At 60.0% G+C, this 26,578-nt stretch carries 23 protein-coding genes; 13 read left to right on the top strand and 10 right to left on the bottom strand.

The genetic code is table 11. The annotated features are described in order from the left end of the window. Positions 1 to 136 precede the first annotated feature (136 nt). The 4 genes from sodA (at position 137) to BHU62_RS14510 (ending at position 4,540) form a co-directional block, all read left to right on the top strand. Entirely contained in the window at positions 137 to 757 is a 621-nt protein-coding gene (gene sodA / locus BHU62_RS14525) for a superoxide dismutase [Mn] (RefSeq protein ID WP_073532680.1), read from the top strand. A 126-nt stretch (positions 758 to 883) separates the two neighbouring features. Next, the gene (locus BHU62_RS14520; RefSeq protein ID WP_073532630.1) at positions 884 to 2,812 is read left to right on the top strand and encodes a methyl-accepting chemotaxis protein; all 1,929 of its coding nucleotides are present in this window, start codon (positions 884 to 886) and stop codon (positions 2,810 to 2,812) included. 99 nt (positions 2,813 to 2,911) lie between these two features. Further along, on the top strand, positions 2,912 to 3,583 hold the full coding sequence (yiiM, locus tag BHU62_RS14515) for a 6-hydroxyaminopurine reductase (RefSeq protein ID WP_046898781.1): 672 nt from the start codon (positions 2,912 to 2,914) through the stop codon (positions 3,581 to 3,583). A gap of 177 nt (positions 3,584 to 3,760) precedes the next feature. Beyond that, on the top strand, positions 3,761 to 4,540 hold the full coding sequence (locus BHU62_RS14510) for a class I SAM-dependent methyltransferase (RefSeq protein WP_073532629.1): 780 nt from the start codon (positions 3,761 to 3,763) through the stop codon (positions 4,538 to 4,540). Between the two features lie 10 nt (positions 4,541 to 4,550). Here BHU62_RS14510 and BHU62_RS14505 read toward each other — a convergent pair whose 3' ends face one another. Together BHU62_RS14505 and BHU62_RS14500 are read right to left on the bottom strand one after the other, a co-directional pair. After that, complete coding sequence (locus BHU62_RS14505) at positions 4,551 to 4,913, bottom strand: YibL family ribosome-associated protein (RefSeq protein WP_073532628.1); 363 nt, start codon at positions 4,911 to 4,913, stop codon at positions 4,551 to 4,553. A gap of 73 nt (positions 4,914 to 4,986) precedes the next feature. Next, entirely contained in the window at positions 4,987 to 6,453 is a 1,467-nt protein-coding gene (locus BHU62_RS14500) for a PLP-dependent aminotransferase family protein (RefSeq protein WP_073532627.1), read from the bottom strand. 142 nt (positions 6,454 to 6,595) lie between these two features. Between BHU62_RS14500 and BHU62_RS14495 the strand changes: the two genes are divergently transcribed. Beyond that, positions 6,596 to 7,204 (top strand): LysE family translocator, encoded by a 609-nt coding sequence (locus tag BHU62_RS14495; protein WP_073532626.1) that lies wholly within the window; start codon positions 6,596 to 6,598, stop codon positions 7,202 to 7,204. Here the strand turns inward: BHU62_RS14495 and BHU62_RS14490 are convergent. From BHU62_RS14490 to glyQ, 6 genes are all read right to left on the bottom strand, one after another. After that, on the bottom strand, positions 7,201 to 7,752 hold the full coding sequence (locus BHU62_RS14490) for an MltR family transcriptional regulator (protein ID WP_073532679.1): 552 nt from the start codon (positions 7,750 to 7,752) through the stop codon (positions 7,201 to 7,203). The two genes, BHU62_RS14495 and BHU62_RS14490, sit on opposite strands and share 4 nt — an antisense overlap. A 94-nt stretch (positions 7,753 to 7,846) precedes the next feature. Next, positions 7,847 to 8,992: a mannitol-1-phosphate 5-dehydrogenase gene (locus tag BHU62_RS14485; RefSeq protein ID WP_073532625.1), complete on the bottom strand. Its 1,146-nt coding sequence runs from the start codon at positions 8,990 to 8,992 to the stop codon at positions 7,847 to 7,849. 58 nt (positions 8,993 to 9,050) lie between these two features. Next, a complete protein-coding gene (locus BHU62_RS14480; RefSeq protein ID WP_073532624.1) occupies positions 9,051 to 10,970 on the bottom strand; it encodes a PTS mannitol transporter subunit IICBA in 1,920 nt (639 codons plus the stop codon). Between the two features lie 539 nt (positions 10,971 to 11,509). After that, complete coding sequence (locus BHU62_RS14475) at positions 11,510 to 12,229, bottom strand: DUF3053 domain-containing protein (protein ID WP_073532623.1); 720 nt, start codon at positions 12,227 to 12,229, stop codon at positions 11,510 to 11,512. A 276-nt stretch (positions 12,230 to 12,505) separates the two neighbouring features. Then, positions 12,506 to 14,575 (bottom strand): glycine--tRNA ligase subunit beta, encoded by a 2,070-nt coding sequence (gene glyS / locus BHU62_RS14470; protein WP_073532622.1) that lies wholly within the window; start codon positions 14,573 to 14,575, stop codon positions 12,506 to 12,508. A gap of 9 nt (positions 14,576 to 14,584) precedes the next feature. Further along, positions 14,585 to 15,502: a glycine--tRNA ligase subunit alpha gene (gene glyQ, locus BHU62_RS14465; RefSeq protein ID WP_004933966.1), complete on the bottom strand. Its 918-nt coding sequence runs from the start codon at positions 15,500 to 15,502 to the stop codon at positions 14,585 to 14,587. A 492-nt stretch (positions 15,503 to 15,994) separates the two neighbouring features. Between glyQ and BHU62_RS14460 the strand changes: the two genes are divergently transcribed. Further along, entirely contained in the window at positions 15,995 to 16,669 is a 675-nt protein-coding gene (locus BHU62_RS14460; protein ID WP_073532621.1) for an acyl-homoserine-lactone synthase, read from the top strand. Here BHU62_RS14460 and BHU62_RS14455 read toward each other — a convergent pair. Together BHU62_RS14455 and BHU62_RS14450 are read right to left on the bottom strand one after the other, a co-directional pair. Further along, entirely contained in the window at positions 16,616 to 17,362 is a 747-nt protein-coding gene (locus BHU62_RS14455; protein ID WP_073532620.1) for a helix-turn-helix transcriptional regulator, read from the bottom strand. The two genes, BHU62_RS14460 and BHU62_RS14455, sit on opposite strands and share 54 nt — an antisense overlap. Positions 17,363 to 17,945: 583 nt before the next feature. Continuing rightward, positions 17,946 to 19,934 (bottom strand): autotransporter outer membrane beta-barrel domain-containing protein, encoded by a 1,989-nt coding sequence (locus BHU62_RS14450; RefSeq protein ID WP_073532619.1) that lies wholly within the window; start codon positions 19,932 to 19,934, stop codon positions 17,946 to 17,948. A 196-nt stretch (positions 19,935 to 20,130) separates the two neighbouring features. On the opposite strand from BHU62_RS14450, the gene BHU62_RS14445 reads away from it, so the two are divergent. The 7 genes from BHU62_RS14445 to BHU62_RS14415 all read left to right on the top strand — a co-directional run bounded on the left by BHU62_RS14445 (position 20,131) and on the right by BHU62_RS14415 (position 26,518). Next, positions 20,131 to 20,697, top strand: coding sequence for a DNA-3-methyladenine glycosylase I (locus tag BHU62_RS14445; protein WP_073532618.1), 567 nt, complete (start codon positions 20,131 to 20,133; stop codon positions 20,695 to 20,697). Continuing rightward, positions 20,694 to 21,146 (top strand): N-acetyltransferase, encoded by a 453-nt coding sequence (locus BHU62_RS14440; RefSeq protein WP_073532617.1) that lies wholly within the window; start codon positions 20,694 to 20,696, stop codon positions 21,144 to 21,146. Before BHU62_RS14445 ends, BHU62_RS14440 begins: the two co-directional genes overlap by 4 nt. Positions 21,147 to 21,392: 246 nt before the next feature. Further along, a complete protein-coding gene (locus tag BHU62_RS14435) occupies positions 21,393 to 22,055 on the top strand; it encodes an OmpA family lipoprotein (RefSeq protein WP_073532616.1) in 663 nt (220 codons plus the stop codon). 123 nt (positions 22,056 to 22,178) lie between these two features. Beyond that, positions 22,179 to 23,213 carry a LacI family DNA-binding transcriptional regulator gene (locus BHU62_RS14430; RefSeq protein ID WP_073532615.1) on the top strand — a complete coding sequence of 345 codons (1,035 nt, stop codon included), beginning with the start codon at positions 22,179 to 22,181 and terminating at the stop codon, positions 23,211 to 23,213. Between the two features lie 169 nt (positions 23,214 to 23,382). Further along, the gene (locus BHU62_RS14425) at positions 23,383 to 24,135 is read left to right on the top strand and encodes a sugar phosphate isomerase/epimerase family protein (RefSeq protein WP_073532614.1); all 753 of its coding nucleotides are present in this window, start codon (positions 23,383 to 23,385) and stop codon (positions 24,133 to 24,135) included. Between the two features lie 7 nt (positions 24,136 to 24,142). After that, on the top strand, positions 24,143 to 25,108 hold the full coding sequence (locus tag BHU62_RS14420; protein ID WP_073532678.1) for a sugar kinase: 966 nt from the start codon (positions 24,143 to 24,145) through the stop codon (positions 25,106 to 25,108). A gap of 141 nt (positions 25,109 to 25,249) precedes the next feature. Continuing rightward, on the top strand, positions 25,250 to 26,518 hold the full coding sequence (locus tag BHU62_RS14415; RefSeq protein ID WP_073532613.1) for an MFS transporter: 1,269 nt from the start codon (positions 25,250 to 25,252) through the stop codon (positions 26,516 to 26,518). Positions 26,519 to 26,578 lie beyond the last annotated feature (60 nt).

The following is a 26,578-nucleotide window of genomic DNA, read 5'->3' as shown; positions in this document are numbered from 1 at the left end:
GCGATTTGTTCATTAACCACACAGTTAACAAGGCATTGATAATCATTTTCAATATCATTTAATTAACTATAATGATCCGACTGCTTACGCGGTGCTCGCCCTTTGCGCCGCCCATACACCACTGGAGATGATGATTATGAGTTATTCACTGCCATCCCTGCCGTACGCCTACGACGCACTGGAACCGCATTTCGACAAGCAGACGATGGAAATCCATCACACCAAACACCACCAGACCTACGTCAACAACGCCAACACCGTGCTGGAAGCCTACCCTGAGCTGGCCAAATACAGCGTGGAAGAGCTGATCCAGGATCTGGATAAAGTGCCTGCCGACAAACGCACCTTCATGCGCAACAACGCCGGCGGCCACGCCAACCACAGCTTCTTCTGGAAAAACCTGAAAACCGGCACCACGCTGGGCGGCGATCTGAAAGCGGCTATCGAGCGCGATTTCGGCAGCGTTGAGAAATTCCAGGAAGAGTTCGAGAAAGCCGCGGCTACCCGCTTTGGTTCCGGTTGGGCCTGGCTGGTGCTGAAAGACGGCAAACTGGCCGTGGTGTCTACCGCCAACCAGGACAGCCCGCTGATGGGCGAAGCCTTCGCCGGCGCTGCCGGTTTCCCCATCATCGGCCTGGACGTATGGGAACACGCTTACTACCTGAAATATCAGAACAAACGCCCTGACTACATCAAAGCGTTCTGGAACGTGGTCAACTGGGATGAAGCCGCCGCGCGCTTCGCCGCGAAGAAGTAATTCGCTCCCTATTGATAAAGATACCCGCCGCCGGCGGGTATTTTTTTGCCTGCAACCCGCTAAAGTTTGACCACTTCTTGCCGATGGTTTGTTCAATTGACGTTCGCCCGGAGAAGGAAAAACACTATGGCGGCATTGCAAGCATTGGCAGGAAAGTTCACCCATCTCACCGTAGGTAAAAAGCTCGGCCTCGGCTTCGCGCTGTTGCTGCTGTTGGCGGTGGTCATCGCCGGCACCGGGGCGCAATACCTGCACATCATCGAATCCCGTTCTGAGCGCATCGACTTCAGCAATCGGCTGAACGAAGAGATCAACCAGGCCAAATACAACCGCGCCATGTACGGCCAGACCTACCAGCCGGAATATCTGCAGAACAACCGCGACAATATCAACAACGCCGTCAAACTGATCGACCAAGGGCAGACGCTGGATTGGGACACCCAGAGCCGCAAGGATCTGCAGCGTCTGGCCAAGCTGATCGGGGAATATCAGCAACAGCAAGAAGTCTTTGAGCAGGCGGTCTCGGCGAAAGACGCGGTGCGCCAGAGCTGGAACATGTCGGAAGTGCAGGCCAGCCTGAGCCAGGTTGAGCGCCAGCTGACCAACGGCGATCTGCAGCTGGCCTTCATCCAGCTGAACCAGAAGCTGACCCAGGTGCGCTACGGCGCGCGTGGCCTGCTGCTGAGCCTGAACAAAGAGACCGAAGCGCCGCTGATGGCGGCCATCGACGACGCGCGCGACGCGGCCAACGCCTTGAGCCGCCGGGTCGGCGACGCGCAGCGCCCGCAGTTGCAACCGCTGCTGTCCGCCCTGGACGATTACAAAAATCGCATCGCGGCTTACCTGCCGGCCTATGAGCACGAGCAACAGATCAGCCGGCAGCTCGGCAATCGCGCGCAAGAGATCGGCACGCTGGTGAACGCCTTCTTGCAGGACGAACTGGTGCAAACGCGCAGCAACATCAATCTGGCGCAGCTGCAGATGGGCATCACTACCCTGATCGCCATCATCGCCGGGGTGCTTATCGCCTGGCGTATCACGCTGCAGATCACCCGCCCGCTGCACAGCACGCTGGCGATGGCGGAACGCATCGCCGGCGGCGACCTGCGCCAGGCGCAGACCAGCACCCGTCGCGATGAACTGGGCCAACTGCTGAACGCGGTGGCGGCCATGAGCCAAAACCTGCGCACCATGATTGAGAAGATCCAGATGGGGGTCAGCCAGGTCTCCACCGCCTCCGCGGAAATCGCCGCCGGCAACACCGATCTCTCTTCCCGCACCGAGCAGCAGGCGGCAGCGGTCGAGGAAACCGCCGCCAGCATGGAGCAGCTGACCGCCACGGTGAAACAGAACGCCGACAACGCCCATCACGCCAATCAGCTGGCTACCGACGCTTCGCAGACCGCGCAACAGGGCGGCAAGCTGGTGGAGAACGTGGTCAGCACCATGCGCGATATCTCCAGCAGTTCGCAGCGTATCGCCGAAATTACTACCCTAATCAACGGCATTGCCTTCCAGACCAATATCCTGGCGCTCAACGCCGCGGTGGAAGCGGCGCGCGCCGGCGAGCAGGGCCGCGGCTTCTCGGTAGTCGCCAGCGAAGTGCGCAGCCTGGCGAGCCGCAGCGCCCAGGCGGCCAAAGAGATCGAAGGGTTGATCGCCGAATCGGTCAGCCGGGTGAAAACCGGCACCGAACTGGTGGAAAGCACCGGCAATACCATGGAACAGATCGTTCGCTCGGTCACTCACGTGCGCGACATCATGGCCGAGATCGCCGCCGCCTCCGATGAGCAGACGCGCGGCATCGCCCAGATTGGCCAGGCGATCGTCGAGATGGACCACACGACCCAGCAGAACGCCGCGTTGGTGGAAGAGTCCGCCGCCGCCGCCGATTCGCTGGAGGAGCAGGCGGAGATGCTGCTGCAGAGTGTCTCGGTGTTCCGTTTAGCGGAGCAGACCGAACCCGTCGCCGTGAAAGCCGCCGCGCCGAAAGCGCCGGCCGTAAAACCCGCGGCCGCCAACGCCGCAGCGGAAGATAACTGGACCACCTTCTGACGCCCCGCCGCCCGCCCGACGATTTTCGGGCGGGTTGTTATGTCCCCCCGACGCAACTCAGGCTATGCTGAGCCCTCGACGCGAGACACGGAGGCGCACATGCATCACCCAGACGTTTATATCGGCAGCATTCAACCCTATGAAGGCGGGCGCCCCAGCGCCATCGCCAAACGCCAGGTGGATGGCGCCATCCGGCTCACGCCGCTCGGCCTCGAAGGCGACGAACAGGCGGAGAAAAGTTATCACGGCGGGCCGGACCGCGCGCTGTGCCACTACCCGCGCGAGCATTACGCCCACTGGCGCGAGCAATTTCCGGCGCAGGCCGAACAGTTTTGCGCCCCGGCCTTCGGCGAGAATATCTCCACCGAAGGGCTGACCGAGCACAATGTGTTTATGGGCGACATCTTCCGTTGGGGCGAGGCGCTGATCCAGGTCACACAGCCACGCTCGCCGTGCTTCAAGCTCAATTATCACTTCGCTATCGAGGACATTTCGGTGCTGATGCAGCAAAGCGGCCGCTGCGGCTGGCTGTATCGAGTGGTGTCGCCGGGCGCAGTCAGCGGCGATCGTCCGCTGGAGCTGGCGGCGCGCAACAGCGACGTATCGGTCGCCGAAGCCATTGCCATCGCCTGGCATATGCCGTTCGACGCGGAACAATATCGCCGCCTGTTGGCGGTGGCCGGCCTCTCCGCCAGCTGGAGCAAGACCATGCTCACGCGGCTCGCCGAAGGGCGCCTCGAGGACTTCAACCGCCGCCTGCTCGGCCGCTGAAAACGGCAGCGGAAGATGAAAAACGTGCGCCGAATGCCGCGCCAAACATTTTCTTCCGCCTGTTACCCTAAATAATTGGAGTTGCATCACGGCGGCAAGAGCGCTCACCCCAGATGCAGCTTCAAGTATGACGGGTATATACTGTAGTCGCGTGTTTTTCAGCCAGGAGCCAGGTATATGACCACCCCGACCCATTCGATTCATCACGCCGCCGCCGAGGGCTATCAGGCCAATGCCGATCGCTATGTGAAAGGCCGGCCGGATTACCCGCCGGAAATCGCCGTCTGGCTGCGTGAGGCTATCGGCCTGCATACCGGCATGACGGCCATCGATCTCGGCGCCGGCACCGGCAAGTTCACCCCGCGCCTGCTGGAAACCGGCGCGCAGGTGATCGCCGTCGAACCGGTACCGCAAATGCTGGAAAAACTGTCGGCGGCGCTGCCGCAGGTGAAAACGCTGGCCGGCACCGCCGAGGCGATCCCGTTGCCGGACGAGTCGGTCGATGCAGTGGTGTGCGCCCAGTCCTTCCACTGGTTCGCCACGCCGCAGGCACTGGCGGAGATCCAGCGCATTCTCAAGCCCGGCGGCAAACTCGGTTTGGTGTGGAACATGCGCGATGCGCGCGTCGGCTGGGTGCGTAAACTGAATCAGATCGTCGATCGCCACGAAGGCGATGCGCCGCGTTTCTATACCGGCGCGTGGCGCAAGTTCTTCCCGTTCAACGGCTTTGAACCGCTGCAGGAACAGGTGTTTATACTCGGCCACCGGGGCGCGGTAGAGGACGTGATCTACAACCGAGTGCGTTCAACCAGCTTTATCGCCGCGCTGCCACAGCCGCAACAGGAGCAGGTCATCGATCAGTTGCGCCAACTGGTGGCGGAAGAAGAGGAGCTGCGGGGCCAGGACACGGTAACCGTGCCCTATCAGACCAAGGCGTATTTCACCACCAAGGCCTGACGCCCGGGGTTCAGAACGCTTTTTTGGCGTAACCGGTGACCGCTTTCAGGCCCATCTCGCGGCCCAGCGCGGTCATCGGGTGCACCACGATCAGACCGCGCACGTTTTTCTTCAGCGAGCCCATGTCGGCCTGCTCTTTCTTGGTGATCTCGCGGCTGAACGGCAGCTTGCTCAGCTTCTGCGCTTCGGCGCTCAGCTTCTCGTCGCGCACGTTTTTCAGGCGCTCGATCTCCGCTGCCAGCTTTTCTTTCTCTTTGGTGTGCTGTGCGATCAACTCCGGGTTGCCCTGTTGGATCACGGTGGCGTCTTTGTGGTTCAAAGCGTCCAGCAGGTCGCTAAGGCGCTTGATCTCTGCCTTTTCTTTCTCTTTCATGGTCTCTGGCCCGTTGTGCCCAAAATGGCACGTTAATCAATGATACCGGCATTGTAGCAAAAGGCGCGCGCCGTTACCCGTCCTGCGCAACGCCGGGCGGCAGGCCGCTCATCTCGCAGGCTTTAGCACCGACCCGGACCAGCGCCTGGGTATAGCGCGCGTCGAACGGGTAGCAGCAGGAGAGCCGCAGCGCGTTGCGGTAGCGCCCGCTGGGGGAATACAGGGTGCCCGGCGTCAAACAGATCTGCTCCTCCAGCAGTTGGTGGAACAGCGCCACGCTGTCCACACCGGAGGGGAATTCAACCCAAAACACGAAGCCGCCCGCAGGCTGCGTGGCCAGCGTGCCGCGCGGGAAATGCCGGGCGATCAGCGCCCGCGCCTCGTCCACCTGGGCGGCATAGCGCTTGCGCAGGTTGCGCAAATGGTGATCGTAGCCGCCGCTCTCAAGGAAGGTCGCCAGCGTTTCCGACAGCAGCTGCGACTCGGACATCGACGACACTGCCTTCAGCTTGCGCAACGCCTCGTGGAAACGGCCGCCGCAGATCCAGCCGACGCGAAAATCCGGCGCCAGCGTTTTGGTGAAGCTGGAGCAAAACAGCACCCAACCGTCGCGATCGAACGCCTTCACCGCCGGCGACAGCGCGCCGCCGAACTGGATCTCGGCATACAGCCCGTCTTCGATCAACGGCACCTGATGATCGTTCATCAGCCGCGCCAGCCGCTTTTTCGCCGCCAGCGGCATGGTGCAGCCCAGCGGGTTTTGCACCGTCGGCATGGCGATCACCGCATTCAGCCGCTTCTCGCTCAATAGCAGTTCCAGCGCGTCCAGCGACAGCCCCAGCTGCGGATCGGTGGGAATTTCCAGCGCTTTCAACCCCAGGCTGGCCAGCAGCGGCAGCAGATAAAAATAGGTTGGCGACTCCAGCCCGACGCAGTCGCCCGGTTTGGTGGTGACGCGCAGCGCCAGCTGCAGCGCCTCCATGCAGCCGTGGGTCAACACCACGTCGCCCGGCTCCAGCAGCATCCCTAGCGTCATCGAGCGGCGGGCGATCTGCTGACGCAACCGCAGGCTGCCGGGCGGCAATGGATACTGCCCGATCAGATCCGGCTGGCGGCGCAGCTGAGAGGACAGCATGCGCCCCAGTTTGCCGCCGGGATAGAAATCGCTGGTCTGCGGGCAGGCCAGCGCAATGTTGGTGAAGGCGGGATTCTGCTGGGCGGCGAACACCGTATCGATCAGCGCCAGCACGTCGTCCGCCGGCGGTTCGATGCGGCTGCTGGGCGCCGAGGCCATCTTCAGCGCCGGCAGCGTGCTGCGGACGTAAAACCCCGACTGCGGCCGCGCTTCAATCAGCCCGCGATCTTCCAGCGTGCGGTAAGCCGACACCACGGTATTGATGCTGACGCGATGGGTTTGCGCGCAGCGCCGCACCGACGGCAAACGGTCACCGGGCAGCAGCGTGCCGCGGCGAATGGCCTCGGCCAGCGTATCCGCCAGCTGCAGGTAACGGGTCTCCGGGGTTTCATCGAGCAGGGTCACAGTTTCTCTCCAGGCAATGGGTACAGTTCATCTTTTGCACAACTGTAACCATGACAATATCCGATTTGTGATTCTGTCACCATCCCATCGCAGCGATTATGCTGATCCTCTCGTTATTACCGTCATTTTCAAGGAACCTGCCATGCTGGACTCCGCCTTTGTCAGCTACGTCACCGTCATGTCGATCACCCCCGGCCCCAACAACCTGCTGCTGGCCTCGTCGGGCGTCAACTTCGGCCTGCGCCGCACCCTGCCGATGCTATTCGGCATCTGCGTCGGCTGCGCGGTGCAGCTGGCGATCATTATCCCGCTGCTGGCGCTGGCACTGAGCTGGGCCGGCATCATCCGCTTCCCGCTGGCGGTGATCGGCTGCGCCTATCTGCTGTGGCTGTCATGGAAACTGTTCCAGGCGGCCTCGCCGGACGCCAAAGAGCAGGCGCAGCCGATGAGCCTGCTCAACGGCGCGCTGTTTCAGGCGGTCAACCCCAAGGCCTGGCTAATGGTGATCAACGTGGCGATCCTGTTCACCCCGCGCGAAGGCGCCACCTTCGTCCATACGCTGTCGGTCATCGCCGGCTTCGCGCTGCTGAACCTGCCGTGCGTGCTGCTGTGGGCGGTGCTGGGCGACCGGTTGCGCAACGCGCTGCGGGTCACCTGGAAACTGCGGGCCTTCAACGGCGTGATGTCCGGCCTGATGGCCGCCACCGCGCTGTGGTTGTTGTTCGACGAGTGGCGCGCGGCCTTTGCTTAGCCGCGGCCGAGAGGAGAGAGCCGGGAAGGTTGTTTGGCGCCGATGCCGGCGATCAGATCGGTAACGGACAGCACCATGGTGGAGCGCACCATCTGCTGATAGCGCTGGCGCTGCATGGCGATCAGCGCTTCATCCGCTTCGCCCGGTTGCAGGAAGGTCGGCACCGGCGGCAGCGCGGCCACGCAGTGCAATTCGCCGAACGGCCCGAGGATTTCGTCGTCGACGAAGCGGTATTCCGCACCGTCGTGGTTCAGCTCTTCGCGCATCGCCATCAGCAGCTCGGCGTCTTCATACTCGTGGCGGGAAATCACCCCCAGCCCATACATCAGTTTCAGGCGCACCGACAGCTCCCCCAGCGGGCCGCTGCCGGACAATAGCGGTTCGACGGCATATTTCACCGCGTAGTCGTCCTTGCGGAATACCTGCACCACCAGCACGTTGAGCGCTTCCGCCAGCAGCTCTACCGCCGCAATCAGGAAGCTGCGCACCGTTTTGCCCGCGTTCAGCTTTTCCAGAACCTGGTTTTCAAATGCCTGTGCTTCTTCCATCGTCGCTTTTCGAAAGGCGTGGGGAGGGCCGTCGATGCCGAACTCGGATTGCAGGAGCGCAGCAAGCTGCGCTCGGGTGTTCATCATCACGGATCTACTTGTGCATGGCGTTATACACAGCAACGGCCTCTTCTACAACCTCGCTTTCCGCCGGCAGGCCGGAAATTTGCGCCAGCGCGGCTTTCGGCCCGAGCGTGTTCAGCAATTCGGCCAACTCCAGCGCCTGCGGATCCTGTTCGCTGCGGTAGCTCATGGCAGCGGCAATACCCTGGATCAGGTTGGCGTGCGGCAGGCCATATTCCAGCGTGCCCAGCAGCGGTTTGATCAAGCGATCGCCGGCGCTCAGTTTGCGCAACGGCTGGCGCCCCACGCGCTCGACGTCGTCGTGCAGATAGGGGTTTTCGAAGCGGCCGAGGATTTTGTTGATGTAGGCAGCGTGCTTGTCGGCATCGAAGCCGTAACGCTTGATCAGCACCGCACCGCTCTCTTCCATCGCCCCTTGGACCACGCGGCGGATCGCCGGGTCAAGAATGGCGTCGCGAATGGTTTGCAGCCCGGCCTGTTGGCCGAGGTAGGCGGTGATGGCGTGGCCGGTATTGAGGGTGAACAGCTTGCGCTCGACGAACGCCATCAGGTTATCGGTCAGCTCCATGCCGGCGATCGCCGGAGGCTGGCCCTTGAACTGGGTCTGATCGACGATCCATTCGCTGAAGGTTTCCACCGTCACTTCCAACGGATCGCTGCTGTCCGCCGGCGGCACGATACGGTCGACCGCCGAATCGACGAAGCCGACGTGCTGCTCAGCCCATGCCTGCTCATCCTGCGGCAGCGCGGCGAACACATGCTGCTTCAGCTGGCTGGTGCCGCGCACCATATTCTCGCAGGCGATGATGTTCAGCGGCTGCACATTGCCCTGCTGATGACGCAGCACCAGCCCTTTGGCGATCGTGCCGGCGATTTTGGCGAGAATTTGTGGGCCAACGGCGGTGGTCACCAGATCCACCTCGGCGATCAGCGCCACCGCCGCCTCGCTGCCGCTGTTGACGGCGCTGACGTTGTTGACGCTCTCCACGCGTTCTTGCTCGCCCACCACGTGCACCCGGTAGCTTTTACGGCTGTTCAGCAGATCCAGCACCGTTTGATTGACGTCGGCGAAGGTCAGCTCAACCCCTGCGTCCGCCAGCAGCTTGCCGATAAAACCACGGCCGATATTCCCTGCGCCAAAATGTAATGCTTTCATAACTCTACCTTCTTAATGTCGAAGGGTGCAGCAAGCTGCACCCTTTAAAATGATTCCGTTATCCGGCTTTTTTGCCGCCGAGCAGGTCCAGCACTTCCTGCACGCTGGTGGTATTCGCCAGCCGCTCGATCACGCTCTCGTCATCCAGCGCGTTGGTCAGGCTGGTGATCACCTGGATATGTTCGTTGTTGCGCGCGGCGATGCCGATTACCAGGCGGGCCACTTCATCCTCTTCCTCGCCGAAGCGCACACCCTGCGGGTACTGGCAGAACACCACGCCGGTGCGCAGTACCCGGTCTTTGGCCTCGATGGTGCCGTGCGGCACGGCGATCGACTCACCCAGGTAGGTGGAGGTGAGTTTTTCGCGCTCCAGCATCGCCGGCACGTATTCCGCCTCGACGTAGCCGCCCTTCACCAACTGCTCGCCGGCGAAGCGGATCGCCTGCTCTTTGTCGCTGGCCTGCAGGTTGAGAAACACGTTGCTTTCGCTCAGCTTGAACAGGCTCGGTTCACCGGCTTCGAAGCTGTCGTCCAGTGCGCCCAGCACCTTCTGCTGGTTGTCGCTGGTTTTGTTGGCCGCCAGCAAACGGTCGACCAGATCGCTGTACAGCTTGCTGTCGAGGAAGTTGGTCAGCGAGATGTGCTGGGCCTGCGGCGCGTGGCGCATCGCGCGCTCGGTCAGATCGCGGTGGGTGATCACCAGATCCACGTCGTCCGGCAGGCTGTTGATGGCGCTGTTGGTCACCGAGATGTTCTTCAGCCCGGCGTCGGCCACTTTCTTGCGCAGTACCCCGGCGCCCATGGCGCTGGATCCCATGCCCGCATCGCAGGCGACGATGATTTTGCGCACGGAGGTCAGATCGCCGTCGACCGATGCTTGCGCGGCCGCGCCGCCTTTGGCCTGCGATTTCATCTCTTGCATGCGACGGGTCGCGGCTTCCAGATCGTCATCCTCTTTCACCTTGGAGGTTTTCAGCAGGAAAGCGGACACCACGAAGGAGACGGCGAAGGCTGCGCACACCGCCGCAATGTTGGCGAAGTAGGCACCTTTCGGGGTCATCGCCAGCACCGCCAGGATCGAACCTGGGGAAGCCGGAGAAACCAGGCCGCCGTTCAGCATCGTCAGGGTGAAGACACCGGTCATACCGCCCAGGATCACCGCCAGCACCAGGCGTGGGTTCATCAGCACGTACGGGAAGTAGATTTCGTGGATGCCGCCCAGGAAGTGAATGATCGCCGCACCGCCGGCGGATTGCTTGGCGCTGCCGCGGCCGAAGAACATGTAGGCCATCAGCACGCCCATGCCCGGGCCTGGGTTGGCTTCGATCAGGAAGAACACCGACTTGCCGGCTTCCGTGGCCTGCTGGATACCCAGCGGCGAGAAGATGCCGTGGTTGATGGCGTTGTTCAGGAACAGGATTTTCGCCGGTTCGACGAAGATAGACGCCAATGGCAGCAGGTTGTTCGACACCATCACGTGTACGCCCGCCGCCAGCAGTTTGGAGAGCACCTCCACCAACGGCCCGATCCCCAGGAAGGCCAGAATCGCCAGTAGCATGCCGATGATGCCGGCGGAGAAGTTGTTCACCAGCATTTCAAAGCCGCTTCTGATCTTGCCGTCCACCCAGCGGTCGAAGTGCTTGATAGCCCAGCCGCCCAGCGGACCGGCGATCATCGCGCCGAGGAACATCGGCATGTCGGCGCCGACGATGACGCCCATGGTAGTGATGGCACCGACCACGCCGCCGCGATCGCCGCCCACCAGCCGCCCACCGGTGTAGCCGATCAGCAAGGGCAGCAGGTAGGTGATCATTGGGCCGACCAGCTTGGCCAGGGTTTCATTCGGCAGCCAGCCGGTTGGAATGAATAACGCGGTGATAATCCCCCAGGCGATAAAGGCGCCGATGTTGGGCATCACCATGTTGCTCAGGAAGCGGCCAAAGTTTTGCACTTTAACCTTGATGTCTGGTGAAAACATAAAACACACCCCTATTGTTACGCGCTGACAATAGAGCGCGTGATTATTGTTGTGACGATCCAGCCGTGTTGCCGCTGTATGCGAAACGGACTCTATCACGCTGTTTTTGCCACGCGAATTTCACGAATTTTTTGTGATATAAATCACATAAAACACCCCAATATGACCCAACAAATAGTGATACAGATCACATTTATGACGTGTAAAAAAAGCACAGTGAGAAAATAATCGCCAAGAAACCCACAATAAAGTGATATTGGTCACATTTTCTAATTGGTATTTTGTTTTTAAATTGTGATTGTTATCACAATTTATTTTTACCTGCAGCGCCCGATCGGACGCACTGTTTGATCTTCCCTGTGAGCACTCATCCCGCCGGGAACTAGCGAAGTGATGAATGAAAGAAAACTACATTGCCGAATGAATGGATTAATTGAAGTGTAGTACAGAAGCCTGAGCAATAAAGCAGCAAGCTATTGGAAACGCTGAGGGGAAATAAAACAGGCCGGCAATGCCGGCCTGTTTCGTGCGGGGGCGCGTTATTGCGTCACGCTTTGAATGGTTTTCTGCGCATTTAGCAGGTTTTGCTGTTTGGCCACCAGATTCGACATCATGGTGTTGTATTGCGCCACCTGCTGCGCGGTGCGGAACTGCACGCCGTTGTTGTTAAAGCTGACCTGATTGCCCTGGCTCTGCAGGAAATCGCCAACCTGCACCAGATCCTGCACGAAGCTGGCGGTGGTCGGGATCGCCGGCATCAAGGCATTGGCCGGTGCGGTGACGATCTTGTCATAGGCCTGGTTGTACACCGCCTTCAGATCGTCGGGCAGCTTCAGCGCCGCACGGGCGGTATCCGCCTGCGATTTGGCGGACTGGACCTGCTGGCCCAGCAGGTTCAACGCCCCGACCGATTGCTGCAGCGCGTCGCGTTTATTCAGGTAGTCCTGTGCGGTGCGGATCTGGTTAATCTGATCCAGCGCCGGCGTCAGGCTGGCGCCAACCGACTTGGACAGTTGCTGGGAAAAACCGACCAAAATCGCATAATCACCGGCATAGTTGCCGAACTTCTGTTTCTGATCTTCGCTCAGCGTGGGAATGCTAACCCCGCTGCGCATCACGGTATTCTGTAAGTAATCAATAAATGCTTTGCGCTGTTCCGGCTCTTTATCGCCGCAGGCGGTCAATTGCATGACCACCAACAATGCCAATACCGGTGCCAACCAACGCGCGAAACCTCTGCTCTGGATCCCTACCGCCATGTGACATAACTCCTGTTATAAACCTGCTTTTTCATTGGACTCCGCCCCTTTTTCCGCACTCCGTGCGCCTATAAGAATAGATCAACTGGCGGCGTTCCGATACGCGATTCCGCTTGCGGTGAACATTGTCTCGACCGGATGCGGTTGAAAATCGTGCGCAAAACGCACTGAGGCTCATTGCCGTCGGCGACCGGGCGCTTCAATTACCCCCAGTCACCCCCAGGAAACGGAAATAAAAAAGGCGCCCGCAGGCGCCTTTTCACAGCAGAGAACCGCTTACTGCAGCACGGAGATATCCGCCACCTGCAGGAACAGTTCACGCAGCTTGCTCAGCAGCGTCAGACGGTTCACGCGCACTTCCGCATCGTCCGCCATGACCATCACGTTGTCGAAGAACGCATCCACCGGCTCGCGCAGCGCAGCCAGCTCCACCAGCGCTTCCTGGTAGTTGCCCGCCGCGAAGTACGGTTGCAGCTTGTCGCGCAGCACCACCAGATGGGTCGCCAGCTGGATCTCCGCCGCGTCTTTCAGCACCGAGGCGCGCACGCTGTCGTTCAACGTGTCGGTAGACTTGGCCAAGATGTTGGAGACGCGCTTGTTGGCCGCAGCCAGCGCCGCCGCCGCTTCCAGCGTGCGGAAGTGGGACACCGCCTTGACGCGCGCGTCGAAGTCGGCCGGCTTGGTCGGACGACGCGCCAGCACCGCCTGAATGGTGTCGACCGCGTGGCCTTCTTCCTGATACCAGGCGCGGAATCGGCCCAGCATGAATTCCACCACCTCGTCGACCACCTTGGCGTTGGTCAGCTTGCTGCCGTACAGGCGCACGGCCTCTTCGGTCAGGGTCTGCAGATCCAGCGGCAGGTTTTTCTCGACGATGATGCGCAGCACGCCCAACGCGGCGCGGCGCAGCGCGAACGGGTCTTTATCGCCTTTCGGATGCTGCCCGATGCCGAAAATGCCGGCCAGGGTGTCCATCTTGTCGGCGATCGCCAGCGAACAGGCCACCAGCGACTGCGGCAGCGCATCGCCGGCATAGCGCGGCTGATACTGCTCGTTCAGCGCAACGGCGACGTCTTCCGCCTCACCGTCGTGGCGCGCATAGTGCATGCCCATCACGCCCTGGGTGTCGGTGAATTCGAACACCATATTGGTCATCAGGTCGCACTTCGACAGCAGGCCCGCGCGGGTGGCGTGGTTGACGTCGGCGCCGATCTGACCGGCAACCCAGCCCGCCAGCGCCTGAATGCGATCGGTTTTGTCGCGCAGGGTGCCCAGCTGCTGTTGGAACAGCACGGTTTCCAGGCGCGGCAGATTGTCTTCCAGGCGCTTCTTGCGGTCGGTGTTGAAGAAGAACTCGGCGTCGGCCAGGCGCGGACGCACCACCTTCTCGTTACCGGAGATGATCTGCTGCGGGTCTTTCGACTCGATGTTGGCCACGAAGATAAAGTTCGGCAGCAGTTTGCCCGCAGCGTCGTACACCGGGAAATACTTCTGGTCGCCCTTCATGGTGTACACCAGCGCTTCCGCCGGCACCGCCAGGAATTTCTCTTCGAATTTGGCCGTCAGCACCACCGGCCATTCCACCAGAGAGGCCACTTCTTCCAGCAGGCTCTCGCTCAGATCGGCCTTACCGCCAATTTTCGCGGCCGCCAGTTCGGCGTCACGCTTGATGAGGGCTTTACGCGCTTCATAGTCAGCGACCACTTTGCCGCGCTCCAGCAGGATCTGCGGGTATTGGTCGGCGTTGTCGAGGATGAACTCGGCTTCGCCCATGAAGCGGTGGCCACGCACGGTACGCGCGGATTCGATGCCCAGCACGGTGCCCGGGATCAGATCGGCACCCAGCAGCATCGTCACGGTGTGCACCGGACGCACGAACTGCACGTCGGAGTCACCCCAACGCATCAGTTTCGGGATCGGCAGCTTGCCGAGCGCAGTGCTGACCATGCCGGACAGCAGTTGCTGCGCCGACTGGCCTTTGACGTGGGCGCGGTACATCAACCACTCGCCCTTGTCGGTCACCAGGCGTTCGGCCTGGTCGACGGTGATGCCGCAGCCGCGCGCCCAGCCTTCGGCCGCTTTGCTCGGTTTACCTTCGGCGTCGAACGCTTGGGCGATCGCCGGGCCGCGTTTTTCAATTTCGCGATCGGCCTGCGCCGCGCTCAGGTTAGCCACTTTCAGCGCCAGGCGGCGCGGTGCGGCGAACCAGCTCACGTCACCGTGTTCCAGGCCGGCGTTGTCCAGCTCGGCGGTGAAGTTGGCGGCGAAAGATTCCGCCAGGGAACGAAGAGCCTTCGGCGGCAGCTCTTCCGTGCCGATTTCCACCAGGAAAGTCTGTTGAGTCATGGCTGCCTCTTAGTTCTCGTTCTTCTTGTTGCACATCGGGAAGCCCAGCGCTTCGCGGGAAGCGTAGTAGGCTTCGGCAACGGCTTTGGTCAGCGTGCGGATGCGCAGAATGTAGCGTTGACGCTCGGTCACCGAAATCGCCTTGCGCGCGTCCAGCAGGTTGAAGGTATGGCCCGCCTTCAGGATGCGCTCGTAAGCCGGCAGCGGCAGCGGTTTTTCCAGCGCCAGCAGCGATTGGGCTTCTTTCTCGTACTGCTCGAAGCAGGAGAACAGGAAGTCGACGTCGGCGTATTCGAAGTTATAGGTGGACTGCTCCACTTCGTTCTGGTGGAACACGTCGCCGTAGGTGGTGACGCCCAGCGGGCCGTTGCTCCACACCAGATCGTACACGCTGTCCACGCCCTGGATGTACATCGCCAGACGTTCCAGACCGTAAGTGATCTCGCCGGTCACCGGCTTGCACTCCAGGCCGCCGACCTGCTGGAAGTAGGTGAACTGCGTCACTTCCATGCCGTTCAGCCACACTTCCCAGCCCAGGCCCCAGGCGCCGAGCGTCGGGTTTTCCCAGTTGTCTTCCACGAAGCGGATGTCGTGAATGGTCGGATCCAGACCCAGCTCTTTCAACGAGCCCAGGTAGAGTTCCTGAATGTTGTCCGGCGATGGCTTAATCACCACCTGGAACTGGTAGTAATGCTGCAGACGGTTCGGGTTTTCGCCGTAACGACCGTCGGTCGGGCGGCGGGATGGCTGTACATAGGCGGCAGCCATCGGCTCCGGCCCCAGCGCGCGCAGGCACGTCATCGGGTGTGAGGTTCCCGCGCCGACTTCCATGTCCAATGGTTGAACGATGGTGCAGCCCTGGCGCGCCCAATAGTCCTGCAGTGTCAGGATCAGGCCCTGGAAGGTCTTGGTATCAAACTTTTGCATGTTGAATTCGCACGCGATACAAGTGGATTTAGATGGAATGCGCCAGTATACCCGTTGACCGTAAGATATACAGCCAGAATCCGGCAACAAGTGCGAATCGGGTGAGAAGCGCTGGATTTTCACGCGCCGGGCGCGGAAGAAACGCGCGGGGCCGGCACCGCAAAATTCTGCAGGCTCTTCCGTTGAGCCGCCGGCGTGGCCATCGCAGGGACCGGACTGCGCAAAAGAAACGCCACAGCCTATCCTGCACGTGCCTATCCCCCTGTTGACAGACCTCAGTTCAACCAAACGGCGGCGATGGTGTTGAACAACGTTCAAATAAGTGAATAGAATGAAAAAAAACATAACTTAGTGTTATACATTTAATTTATTCCCACCGAAACGTCGCCAACTGAAATTTACTTGCCATGGTGACTCTGATAGTATAAATAATCACACACAACAGCCAGCAGCTAAAAAAACCATTGAAGTCGATTAGGGAAAAGATTGAAAATGATAGAGCTCTTTGATGTAGACTATAATTTGCTGCCAGATAACAGATCGAAAGAGTTATTCTCTCTGAGAAAAAAAACGTTTAAAGATCGTCTAGACTGGATCGTCAATTGCGAAAATAATATGGAGTTTGACGAATACGACAATCGTCACGCAACGTATATTTTCGGCACCTACCAAGAGCAAGTTATTTGTAGCCTGCGATTTATAGAAACCAAGCACCCCAATATGATCAGCGGTGGCGCATTCGATAGTTACTTCGACGGCATCAGCCTTCCCGAAGGAAATTATGTTGAAGCCAGCAGATTATTTATTGATAAGGCGCGTATGCAAGCACTGCAGCTTCATCAAACGCCGGTCAGCGCAATGCTTTTTCTTTCGATGATCAATTATGCGAGAAACTGCGGCTACGAAGGCATTTACGCCATTATCAGTCACCCGATGCGGGTCATTTTCCAACGCTCCGGCTGGAATATTTCGGTGGTGAAAACAGGATGTTCCGAAAAGAATAAGAACATCCATCTGGTTTACATGCCTATAGACGATGACAACCGAAACCGGCTGCTCGAACGCATCAACCAACGCGCCCCTCGGTGGGATAAGCCGCTGGATTCCTGGCCGTTATCCTTCCGCGTCGGCGAGAATCGGCCGGATGAGCTGCAACTCCACGCCTAGCCTGATGGCATGTTTGGCATTGGTGACGCCCAGCTTTTTGACCGCGTTACCCATATGATATTTTACTGTGGTGAGCTTTATCCCCAAGATAAGCGCGATCTCTTGATAGGATTTCCCCAAGCTTGCCCAGTAAATGATTTCATTCTCACGCTTGGAGAAAAACTCCCGCTGGTTCATCTTTTCGAAGTCGGCAGGCGTGCTCATTTCCTGATAAAGCGCCGTCAGCTTTCCATGTATGGTAATTAACAGCATTTGGATTTCGGCTTTATTATTATCAATCTGCTGCTCAATATCCGCATCGCAATGCTTATCCAACATAATGGATAGCACCACTAAATTATGATGATGGTCGTGCAAGACAAAAGTATAGCCATTAATAATGTTATAGTTCTTGGCCATATCAAAAATCTTTGGCAACTTTAATCCGGCGCCAATCATTAAATCTTTGTCCCAGGTAAACGGAGTAATTCTATGTGACGCCGTAATCAGGACGGGATCAATAAAGTGATAGTTGTTCTTTATATAAAACTCGAACCACTCCGTCCTGTTAGAAATAATGGAAAAGCTGGCCGGATTTCTTTTATTCATTATAGCATAGGCATATTTTATATTACTGTACCTGCTTAAATTGCGTTCCAGCTCTTCTTTTATAGAGGCATTAATGGTTTCATTATTGAAAAAAAAGTTAGACACGCATCAATCCTCTTTAAAAACAGACCTATACTTTAAAAATAGAGATCAGTATAACCCGGTTATGTCGCCAAGTAAATTAACCTGGCCATCATAATGGGGTGCATTAATAATCACCGTCCGTTTTCAATATGAGATTTAAACAATTTCAGGGGTTAATTTTTTATTTAAATAATTCACCGGGCGCCAGTGACGCATCAGCATGAAACATTAACCCAACAAAATCGTCACAGCCCCGTATCATATACTGAATCGGGCAAGAAACATGCTATTGAGGAAAGGAGGAAGGGAGGCCAGACAGACATGCGAAACATCCCCGCACCCGAGGGCGAAGGGAAAAAGCCATTGACAGTGAAGATTTTGTTATACAATAATAACCAAAATTTTCCCTGGTGTTGGCCAAGTGGCTACCTGATCCTTTATAGGATCAGTTTTTTTTTGTGGCGCTGTATTTTATCGTTATGCGACAACGATAAGAACTTTTAGCGACAAATGATAGTTGTACTAAAGTACAGTTTCCCCCACGAACAGCGCCACGCCCCCATGCCACCCCACCGTAATCCCCTCACGCCGAGCCGATCATCGCTCAAAAACGCGCGCTGACGCCGACGTTATACATAAACTGTTCGCCGCTGCTCAGCCCGCCGGTTTGCGAGACGGTGGCAAAGGCCGACACCCGATCGGTCAGCGGCATGTTGGCCCCCAACGTAACGTCCACCCAGTTTTTATCCTGGCCCGCACTGTCGCGGGTAAACGAGGTTTGTGTCGATTTCAGGCCGCCGCCGGCGCGATAGACATCGTCGCCGAACTGATGCTGATAGCTCACTTCCGCATAAGGATTGAACACGCCGAATTGCGTATTCAGCCGCCAACCCAACGCGCCAATCTGCGAGTGGTAGGTTTGATCGTTGAAGCGCATGGCAGTGCTGTCGTCGCCATCTTCGCTGTAACCGGAAACGTTGCTGTAATCCCAGGCGAACTGCGCCACCGGCCCGGTGGTCAGGTAGGAGGTGATCGGGAAGTCATAGCCGGCGGTCACGCGCGCGCCCCACTGCTTGCCGTCTGTGCTGCCGGTTTCGGTACGGGTCAACGGCCCCAGCCGCATGCTGCGGCGAATGTCGTCATACTTCATCGTCCCATAGTGCAGATCGGCATTGACCCAGCCGCGATCAAATATCGCCAGCGAGGTAAAGGCCGAGAGCAGCAGCCCGCGCGCCTTGTAGTCATAACGGCTGGAAGGGTGCTGGTCGTCGTTGGAGCCGGCGATCAGCGCACCGATCAACCAACGGTCGGTCAGTTGATAATCCACGCCGACGGTCAGGTTGTGGGTGGTGGCGTTACCGTCCCCCGCCGCCCGGTTGTCGGCATAATCGTAGTGTTGGCCGGCGTAACCGCCGAACACGCCCAGCGATCCCTGCGGGTTGTCGCCGTTGCGCAGCTGCTGGAAACGGCTGTCGAGCGTGGCGCGGCTGTCGCGCGCCATCGCCGCCGTCGCCTGATTCAGCGCCACCGCCTGCGCCGGACCATCCAACACCGCCTGAATATAATCCGCGATCAGCAGGTGGGCCTGCGGGCTGGGGTGGAAATGGTCGGAGAACAGGTAAGACTGGCTGGCGTCGAAGCCGGGCATGTCGGAACGGCAGACCGCCGAAGAAACGCCGGGCGGGCAAGCCATGCCCGCGGTATTGGCAAAGCCGAACTGCGCCGGATTGGCGATCGCTTCTGCGAACAGTTTGTTGACGTCCGCCCGCACGATATTCCCGCCGCCCTGCGCCAGCAAACGGTCTTCGCTTTGGTTATAGAAATCGGTCAGCTGAGCGGCTTGCGCGCTCAGGCTGTCATACGCCGCGATGAGCTGGGCGGCGATCGCCTGCTGCACCTGCGGAACGGCGCTGCCCTGTTTCGCCGCGGCGGTCAACGCCGCATGGATCGCCTGCGTACGCGCAGCGGTATCCGGGGTAGTCACCGAATTGAGCGTGGCGTAGGCCGCCTGGATCGCCGCGCCCTGCACCGGCGACAGCGCCTGTTGGATGATCAGTTCCATCAGCTGCGGCGTGGAACCGATGTTCGGTACCGTCGGCACGATCACCGTACCGGCGCCGGCATTCAGCAACGAATGTACCTGCGCGGCGGCCGCCGCGGCGCTGTTATAGGCTACGCCGGGCGCGGTGGCGGCATTCAGCGCCGCCGCCGCCAGATCGTTGCCACCAATCCAGTGAATATACAGGCCATCGCCGTCGGCCTGGCCGTTGACCCGGTTCAGATAGCGCTGCACCTGATCCTGGGTGTTGTCGACCGGATTCAGTCCAGGCACCGCCACTGCACCGCCGGCAGCGTAGTTTTCACCGCCGTTGTCCGAAGCCACCAGCGCCGCACCGATGCGTTGCGCCAATACTTCGTCGTACAACAGGTGCTGGCTGCCATCATAGGTGAACCGGCCGTTGTTGCCGGTATCGCTCAAGCTGTCGCCAAAGACGTAGAGCTGATCATACGCCTGAGCCGGAATTGTCACACTGCAGAGTAACGCCACTGCAAGCGCCGCCGGGCGGGGCATGCACGTTATTTTTAGAGGCATGAATCGACTCCTGAGAGCCTGCAAATGAAGGCGATGTCGTTTTTATGGTTGGCCTGCTTTCCACCGGCCATGTAGTAACTATTGTCGGCTTTTTCGCCACGTCAAGCGGGCTGATGATAAAACAATCAGAGACTTGCCAAGTCCGCTGCTTCGAGCGATGATTACTGTTCATAAACACAGCATAAGGACGATCAGGATGGCAGACGAACGTTGTGGTTGGGTGACGGCCGATCCGTTGTATCTGGAGTATCACGACAGGGAATGGGGCGCGCCCACCACCGACGCGCGCGAGCTGTTTGAAATGCTGTGTCTTGAAGGGCAGCAGGCCGGCCTCTCCTGGATCACCGTACTGAAAAAGCGCGAGAACTACCGCCGCGCTTTCCATCATTTCGATCCGCAGCGAGTCGCCGCCATGACGGAACAAGACGTGGAACACTTGCTGCAGGACAGCGGCATCATCCGCCACCGCGGCAAGATAGAAGCCATCATCACCAACGCCAAAGCCTATCTGGCGATGGAAGCGGCCGGTGAAGATTTCGTCGCCTTCATTTGGGACTTCGTCGGCGGCCGGCCGCAGCTCAATCGCTGGCAGGCGCTGAACCAGGTGCCGGCCAAAACCGAGCAGTCCGACGCCATGTCCAAGGCGCTGAAAAAGCGCGGCTTCAAGTTTATCGGCTCCACCATCTGTTACGCCTTCATGCAGGCCAGCGGGCTGGTGAACGATCATCTGACGGGGTGCATGTGCTACCCAAAGCCTCGGTGATCCGCCCCTGCGGCCCGGCGGATATCGAGCGTCTGATGGCGCTGTGGCTGCCGAGCACCATCGCCGCCCACCCGTTCGTGGCGGAAAAATACTGGCGGGAAAGTGCCGTGCTGGTGCGGGAGAACTACCTGCCGCGCGCGCAAAGCTGGGCCTGTTGGCATGAAGGCGAGATCGTCGGCTTTATCAGCGTGCTGGACGAGCAGTTCATCGGCGCGTTGTTTGTCGAGCAGGCGTTTCACGGCCGCGGCGTCGCCCAGGCGCTGATGACGCACGCGCAGCAGCGTTACCACAGCCTCAGTCTGGAGGTTTATCAGCGAAACCTGCGCGCCTGCGCGTTTTACCACAAGCACGGTTTTCAGGTGACGCAGCGCCTGTTCAACGACGAAACCCAGGCCTATACGCTGATCATGAACTGGCCGGCAATCGAAAACTCAGCCAGTTACGGTTAAAAAAGGCGCATCCGCACCCCGGATGCGCACAATTAGGAATCCGCTGCATGGCGCCGCCCGGCGTTTTGTCGCATAACTCCCCCAGCACCGCCCCGCGCTCATCATTTGTCACGTTTTTCTCCGGAACTGCCGACGAGTCAACGCGTCATAGTAGCGCGGCGACGCGGGCCCCCTGCGTCATCCACTTTTTTGCGTCCCCGTTTTGGGCTGGCGCGTACAGATTCTGATGCCATTAAGGACAAGAACATGAAAAAACGCATTGCAATTATTGCCGGCGCAGTGAGCGTCACGCTCGCGCTGTCGGCCTGTACCACTAACCCTTACACCGGCGAATCCGAAGCCGGCAAATCCGGCATCGGCGCGGGCCTCGGCGCCGCATTGGGTGCCGGCGTCGGCGTGCTGTCCTCTTCCAAGAAAGATCGCGGCAAGGGCGCGCTGATCGGCGCAGCGGCCGGTGCGGCCCTCGGCGGCGGCGTAGGCTATTACATGGACGTGCAGGAAGCCAAACTGCGCGACAAGATGAAAGGCACCGGCGTCAGCGTCACCCGCCAGGGCGACAACATCGTGCTGAACATGCCGAACAACGTGACCTTCGACAGCAGCAGCGCCACGCTGAAACCGGCGGGCGCCAACACCCTGACCGGCGTCGCCATGGTGCTGAAAGAGTATCCGAAAACCGCGGTCAACGTCGTCGGTTACACCGACAGCACCGGCTCCCGTTCGCTCAACATGAACCTGTCGCAACAGCGCGCCGACGGCGTAGCCAGCGCACTGATCACCCAAGGCGTGGCGGCGAACCGCATCCGCACCACCGGTGCCGGCCCGGACAACCCGATCGCTTCCAACAGCACCGCGGAAGGCAAGGCGCAAAACCGCCGTGTCGAGATCACCCTCAGCCCGCTGCAGTAATTCCCTGCGGGGCGCGACCGGCGCCCCGCAGCTTCCTCCCGACGTTCTCCTTACCCTCAGCATTCCCGCCCGCGCATCGGGTATGGTAGTCTCCTTGGCAATTAACCGCGGGAGAGAAAGGCTGTGAGCACTGTCAAGGCAACGCGCACCTCAGGACGCGCCACCATCAGCGATGTGGCGAGCATCGCCAAAACCGGCAAGACCAGCGTGTCGCGCTATCTGAATGGTGAACAGCACCTGCTTTCCGACGATCTCAAACAGCGCATCGAACAGGCGATCCAGCAGCTCGACTACCGGCCAAGCCAGATGGCGCGCAGCCTGAAGGGCGGCCAGACCCGGCTGATCGGCCTGATCCTCGCCGATATCACCAACCCCTATTCGGTGGACGTGATGCGCGGCATCGAGGCCGCCTGCCGCCAACACGGCTTTACCCTGCTGGTGTGTAACACCAACAACGAAGTCAATCAGGAACAGCACTACCTGCAGCTGCTCAGCAGTTACCGGGTGGAGGGCATCGTGGTCAACGCGGTCGGCATGCGCGAGGAAGCGCTGTCTACGCTGCAACAGTCGATGCTGCCGATGGTGCTGATCGACCGCAAGATCCCCGACTTCGCCTGCGACGTGGTGGGCCTGAACAACCGCGAAGCCGCCACCGTCGCCACCGAACACCTGCTGCAACAAGGCTTTGAAGCGATCCTGTTCCTCAGCGAGCCGCTCGGTACGGTCAATACCCGCCTGGAACGCCTGCACGCCTTCCGGCACACCATGGCGCAGCACCCCACGCTGTTGGCGGAGCAGGCCGAAATACCGCTCAACGATCGGCAAAAGCTGGAACAGGTGCTAAGCGATTTCAGCGGCCGCCATCGCGGCATGCGCAAGGCGGTGATCTCTGCCAACGGCGCTCTGACGTTGCAGGTGGCGCGCGCCATGCGCCGGCTCGGCATTCAGTGGGGCAACGACATCGGCCTGCTGGGCTTCGACGAGTTGGAGTGGGCTGAGCTGGCGGGCGTCGGTATCACTACGCTGAAGCAGCCCACCTACCAAATGGGGCACGCGGCGCTGGAACGGCTGGTGCAGCGCATTCAGGGCCTGGCCGCCCCCAGCGGCGAGCAGATGTTCTCCGGCGAGCTGATCGTCCGCGGCTCCACCACCCGCTAACCCGCCTTCTCCGGGGGCCGCTAACCGCCCCCGCGCCACATCGGCTGTTTTTTGCTCAGCTTCGTGATTGCGATCATATTTTTACACTCTGTCGCTTTTCGCTGGAACCGGTTCCATTTAACGTACCGGTAACAGCAGCGGCGGCGACAATGCCGCCTCAGGAGTCAAAATGAAAACAGAAATCATCGTGGTCACCGGCGCCTACGGCACCGATACCGTCAAACAACACGGCGGCCAGCGCGCGCTGTTGCCCATCATCGCCGGTGCCGGCGCCGACGGGGTGGAGATCCGCCGCGAACTGTTCGCCGCCGGCGAACTGGACAGCCTGCCGGCGCTGGCGCAGGAGATCGATCGCCAACAGCTGTTCGCCGTCTACTCCGCCCCTGAGGCGCTGTTCACCCCGCAACATACGCTGAACCCCAACCTGCCGGCGCTGCTGGCGGAAGCACAGGCGCTGAACGCGCGCCAGCTGAAACTGTCCCTCGGCCATTTCCGCCCCGGCTTCGATTTTACCGAGCTGAAAGTCGCGCTGGAGCAGCATCCGGTCAAATTGGTGGTGGAAAATGACCAAACACCGGACTGCGGTATTTTGTCGATGCTGAACGCCTTTTTCCACGCCGCGGAAGATAGCCACTTGCCGGTCAGCATGACCTTCGATATGGCCAACTGGCTGTGGGTGGGGCAAGACGCCTTCGCCGCCGCCGAACGCCTGGCCCGCCACGTCGGTTACGTGCACGTCAAAGCCGCCACGCAAGGCCCACGCGGCTGGCGCGCCGTTGCGTTGGACGACACCGACGGCAGCTGGCGCGATCTGCTGGCCCGCCTGCCGCACAACGCGCCGCGCGGTATCGAATTCCCGTTGCAGGGCGATGATCTGGAAGCCGTCACCCGTCATTACGTCAATATTTTGCGTGCGGAGTAACCCCATGATGACAACGTTAACGGCAACGACGGCGCAGCAGGCGCTCCTGGATGTGGTCACGCTGGGCGAAGCCATGGCGATGTTCGTGGCGGCGCAATCCGGCGATTTGGCGGAGGTGGAAACCTTCACCAAACGCATCGCCGGGGCCGAACTGAACGTGGCGATCGGCCTAGCGCGTCTGGGCATGAACGTTGGCTGGGTTAGCCGCGTCGGCAACGACTCGTTCGGCCGCTTCACCCTGCAACAGCTGAAAAAGGAAGGCATCAACTACCGGCAAGTGACGGTCGACGGCCACTATCCCACCGGTTTTCAGGTGAAATCCAAAACCACCGATGGTACCGATCCCAGCGTGGAATACTTCCGCAAAGGCTCGGCGGCCAGCCACCTGTCGGTCGCCGATTTCAACCCTGAGTATTTCGGCTCCGCACGCCACCTGCACCTGAGCGGCGTGGCGGCGGCGCTGTCCAGCCAGTCGCTGGCGCTGTGCCACCATGCGGCGCGCGAGATGCGCGCCATGGGCAAAACCATTTCGTTCGATCCCAACCTGCGCCCGGTGCTGTGGCCCAGCCGCGAGGTGATGATCGAGCAGCTGAACCAGCTGGCGTTCGCTGCCGACTGGGTGCTGCCGGGGTTGAAAGAAGGGCAGATCCTCACCGGCCAATCGACGCCGGAAGGCATCGCCGATTTCTATCTGGAGCGCGGCGTGCAGGCGGTGATCATCAAAACCGGCCCGGACGGCGCCTGGTTTAAAACCGCCGCCGGCGATAAGGCCGCGGTGGCCGCGGTCAAGGTCGACAACGTGGTGGATACCGTCGGTGCCGGTGACGGCTTTGCCGTCGGCACCCTCAGCGCTCTGCTGGAAGGTAAAACGCTGATACAGGCAGTGCAGCGCGGCAACAAAATCGGTTCGCTGGCGATCCAGGCCATCGGCGACAGCGAAGGCCTGCCGACCCGAGCGGCGCTGGCCGAATAATAATAAAAAAATACGACTTCTCCGCATGACGTCAGCCTCTGGCCCTACAACCGGGATGCGTCGGGAGAGCACCTGACCCTTCGTCTTTCACGCCCAGTGGGCCGAACGAAGGGGATGCAACACCACTGAAGGATACTGAACATGAACAAAGCGACTGTCGCGGCCAAACGCTGGTGGTACATCATGCCCATCGTGTTTATCACCTACAGCCTGGCCTATCTCGATCGCGCCAACTTCAGCTTCGCCTCCGCCGCCGGCATCAATGAAGATCTCGGCATCACCAAAGGCATGGCCTCGCTGCTGGGCGCGCTGTTTTTCCTCGGTTATTTCTTCTTCCAAATTCCCGGCGCCATCTACGCCGAACGCCGCAGCGTCAAAAAGCTGATCTTCTGGTGCCTGATCCTGTGGGGCGGCTGCGCCTCGCTGACCGGCGTGGTCAGCAATATCCCGATGCTGGCCGCCATCCGCTTTATCCTCGGCGTGGTAGAAGCGGCGGTGATGCCGGCGATGTTGATCTACATCAGCAACTGGTTCACCAAATCGGAACGGTCACGCGCCAATACCTTCCTGATCCTCGGCAACCCGGTGACGGTGCTGTGGATGTCGGTGGTGTCCGGCTACCTGATCCACGCCTTCGGCTGGCGCGAAATGTTCATCATCGAGGGCATTCCGGCGGTCATCTGGGCGTTCTGCTGGTGGGTGCTGGCGAAAGACAAACCGACGCAGGCCGGCTGGCTGAGCGCCGATGAGAAGCGGGCGCTGCAACAGCAGCTGGACGAAGAGCAGAAAGGCATCAAGGCGGTGCGCAACTACGGCGAAGCCTTCCGCTCACGCAACGTGATCCTGCTGTGCGTGCAGTACTTCGCCTGGAGCATTGGTGTGTACGGCTTCGTGCTGTGGCTGCCTTCCATCCTGCGCAGCGGCATGCAGATGGGTATGGTGGAAGCCGGCTGGCTGTCGGCGGTGCCTTATCTGGCGGCGACCATCGCCATGATCGTGGTCTCCTGGGCGTCGGACAAAATGCAAAACCGCAAGCTGTTCGTCTGGCCGCTGCTGCTGATCGGCGCGCTGGCGTTCTTCGGCTCTTACGCCGTCGGCACCAACCATTTCTGGATCTCCTACGGCCTGCTGGTGGTCGCCGGCGCCGCCATGTACGCCCCTTACGGGCCGTTCTTCGCCATCATTCCGGAAATGCTGCCGAAAAACGTTGCCGGCGGCGCCATGGCGCTGATCAACAGCATGGGTGCGCTGGGCTCGTTCTTCGGTTCCTGGTTCGTCGGTTATCTGAATGGCGCCACCGGCAGCCCGGCAGCTTCTTACATGTTTATGGCCATCGCATTGGTGGTGGCGGTGGTGCTGACGCTGATCGTCAAACCCGCCCGCAGCGAGATCCAGCCGCAGTTGGCGTGATCCCGTTATACTTTTTCTCTGTTAACCCTACCCGAGGGGGCGCCAGGCCCCCTTTGGCCT

This window comes from Serratia marcescens, from assembly GCF_001902635.1.
GTDB classification, from domain to species: Bacteria; Pseudomonadota; Gammaproteobacteria; order Enterobacterales; family Enterobacteriaceae; genus Serratia; species Serratia marcescens_F.
The sequence above is the reverse complement of the archived record's forward strand: the minus strand, read 5'-3'. Positions and strand labels throughout refer to the sequence as shown.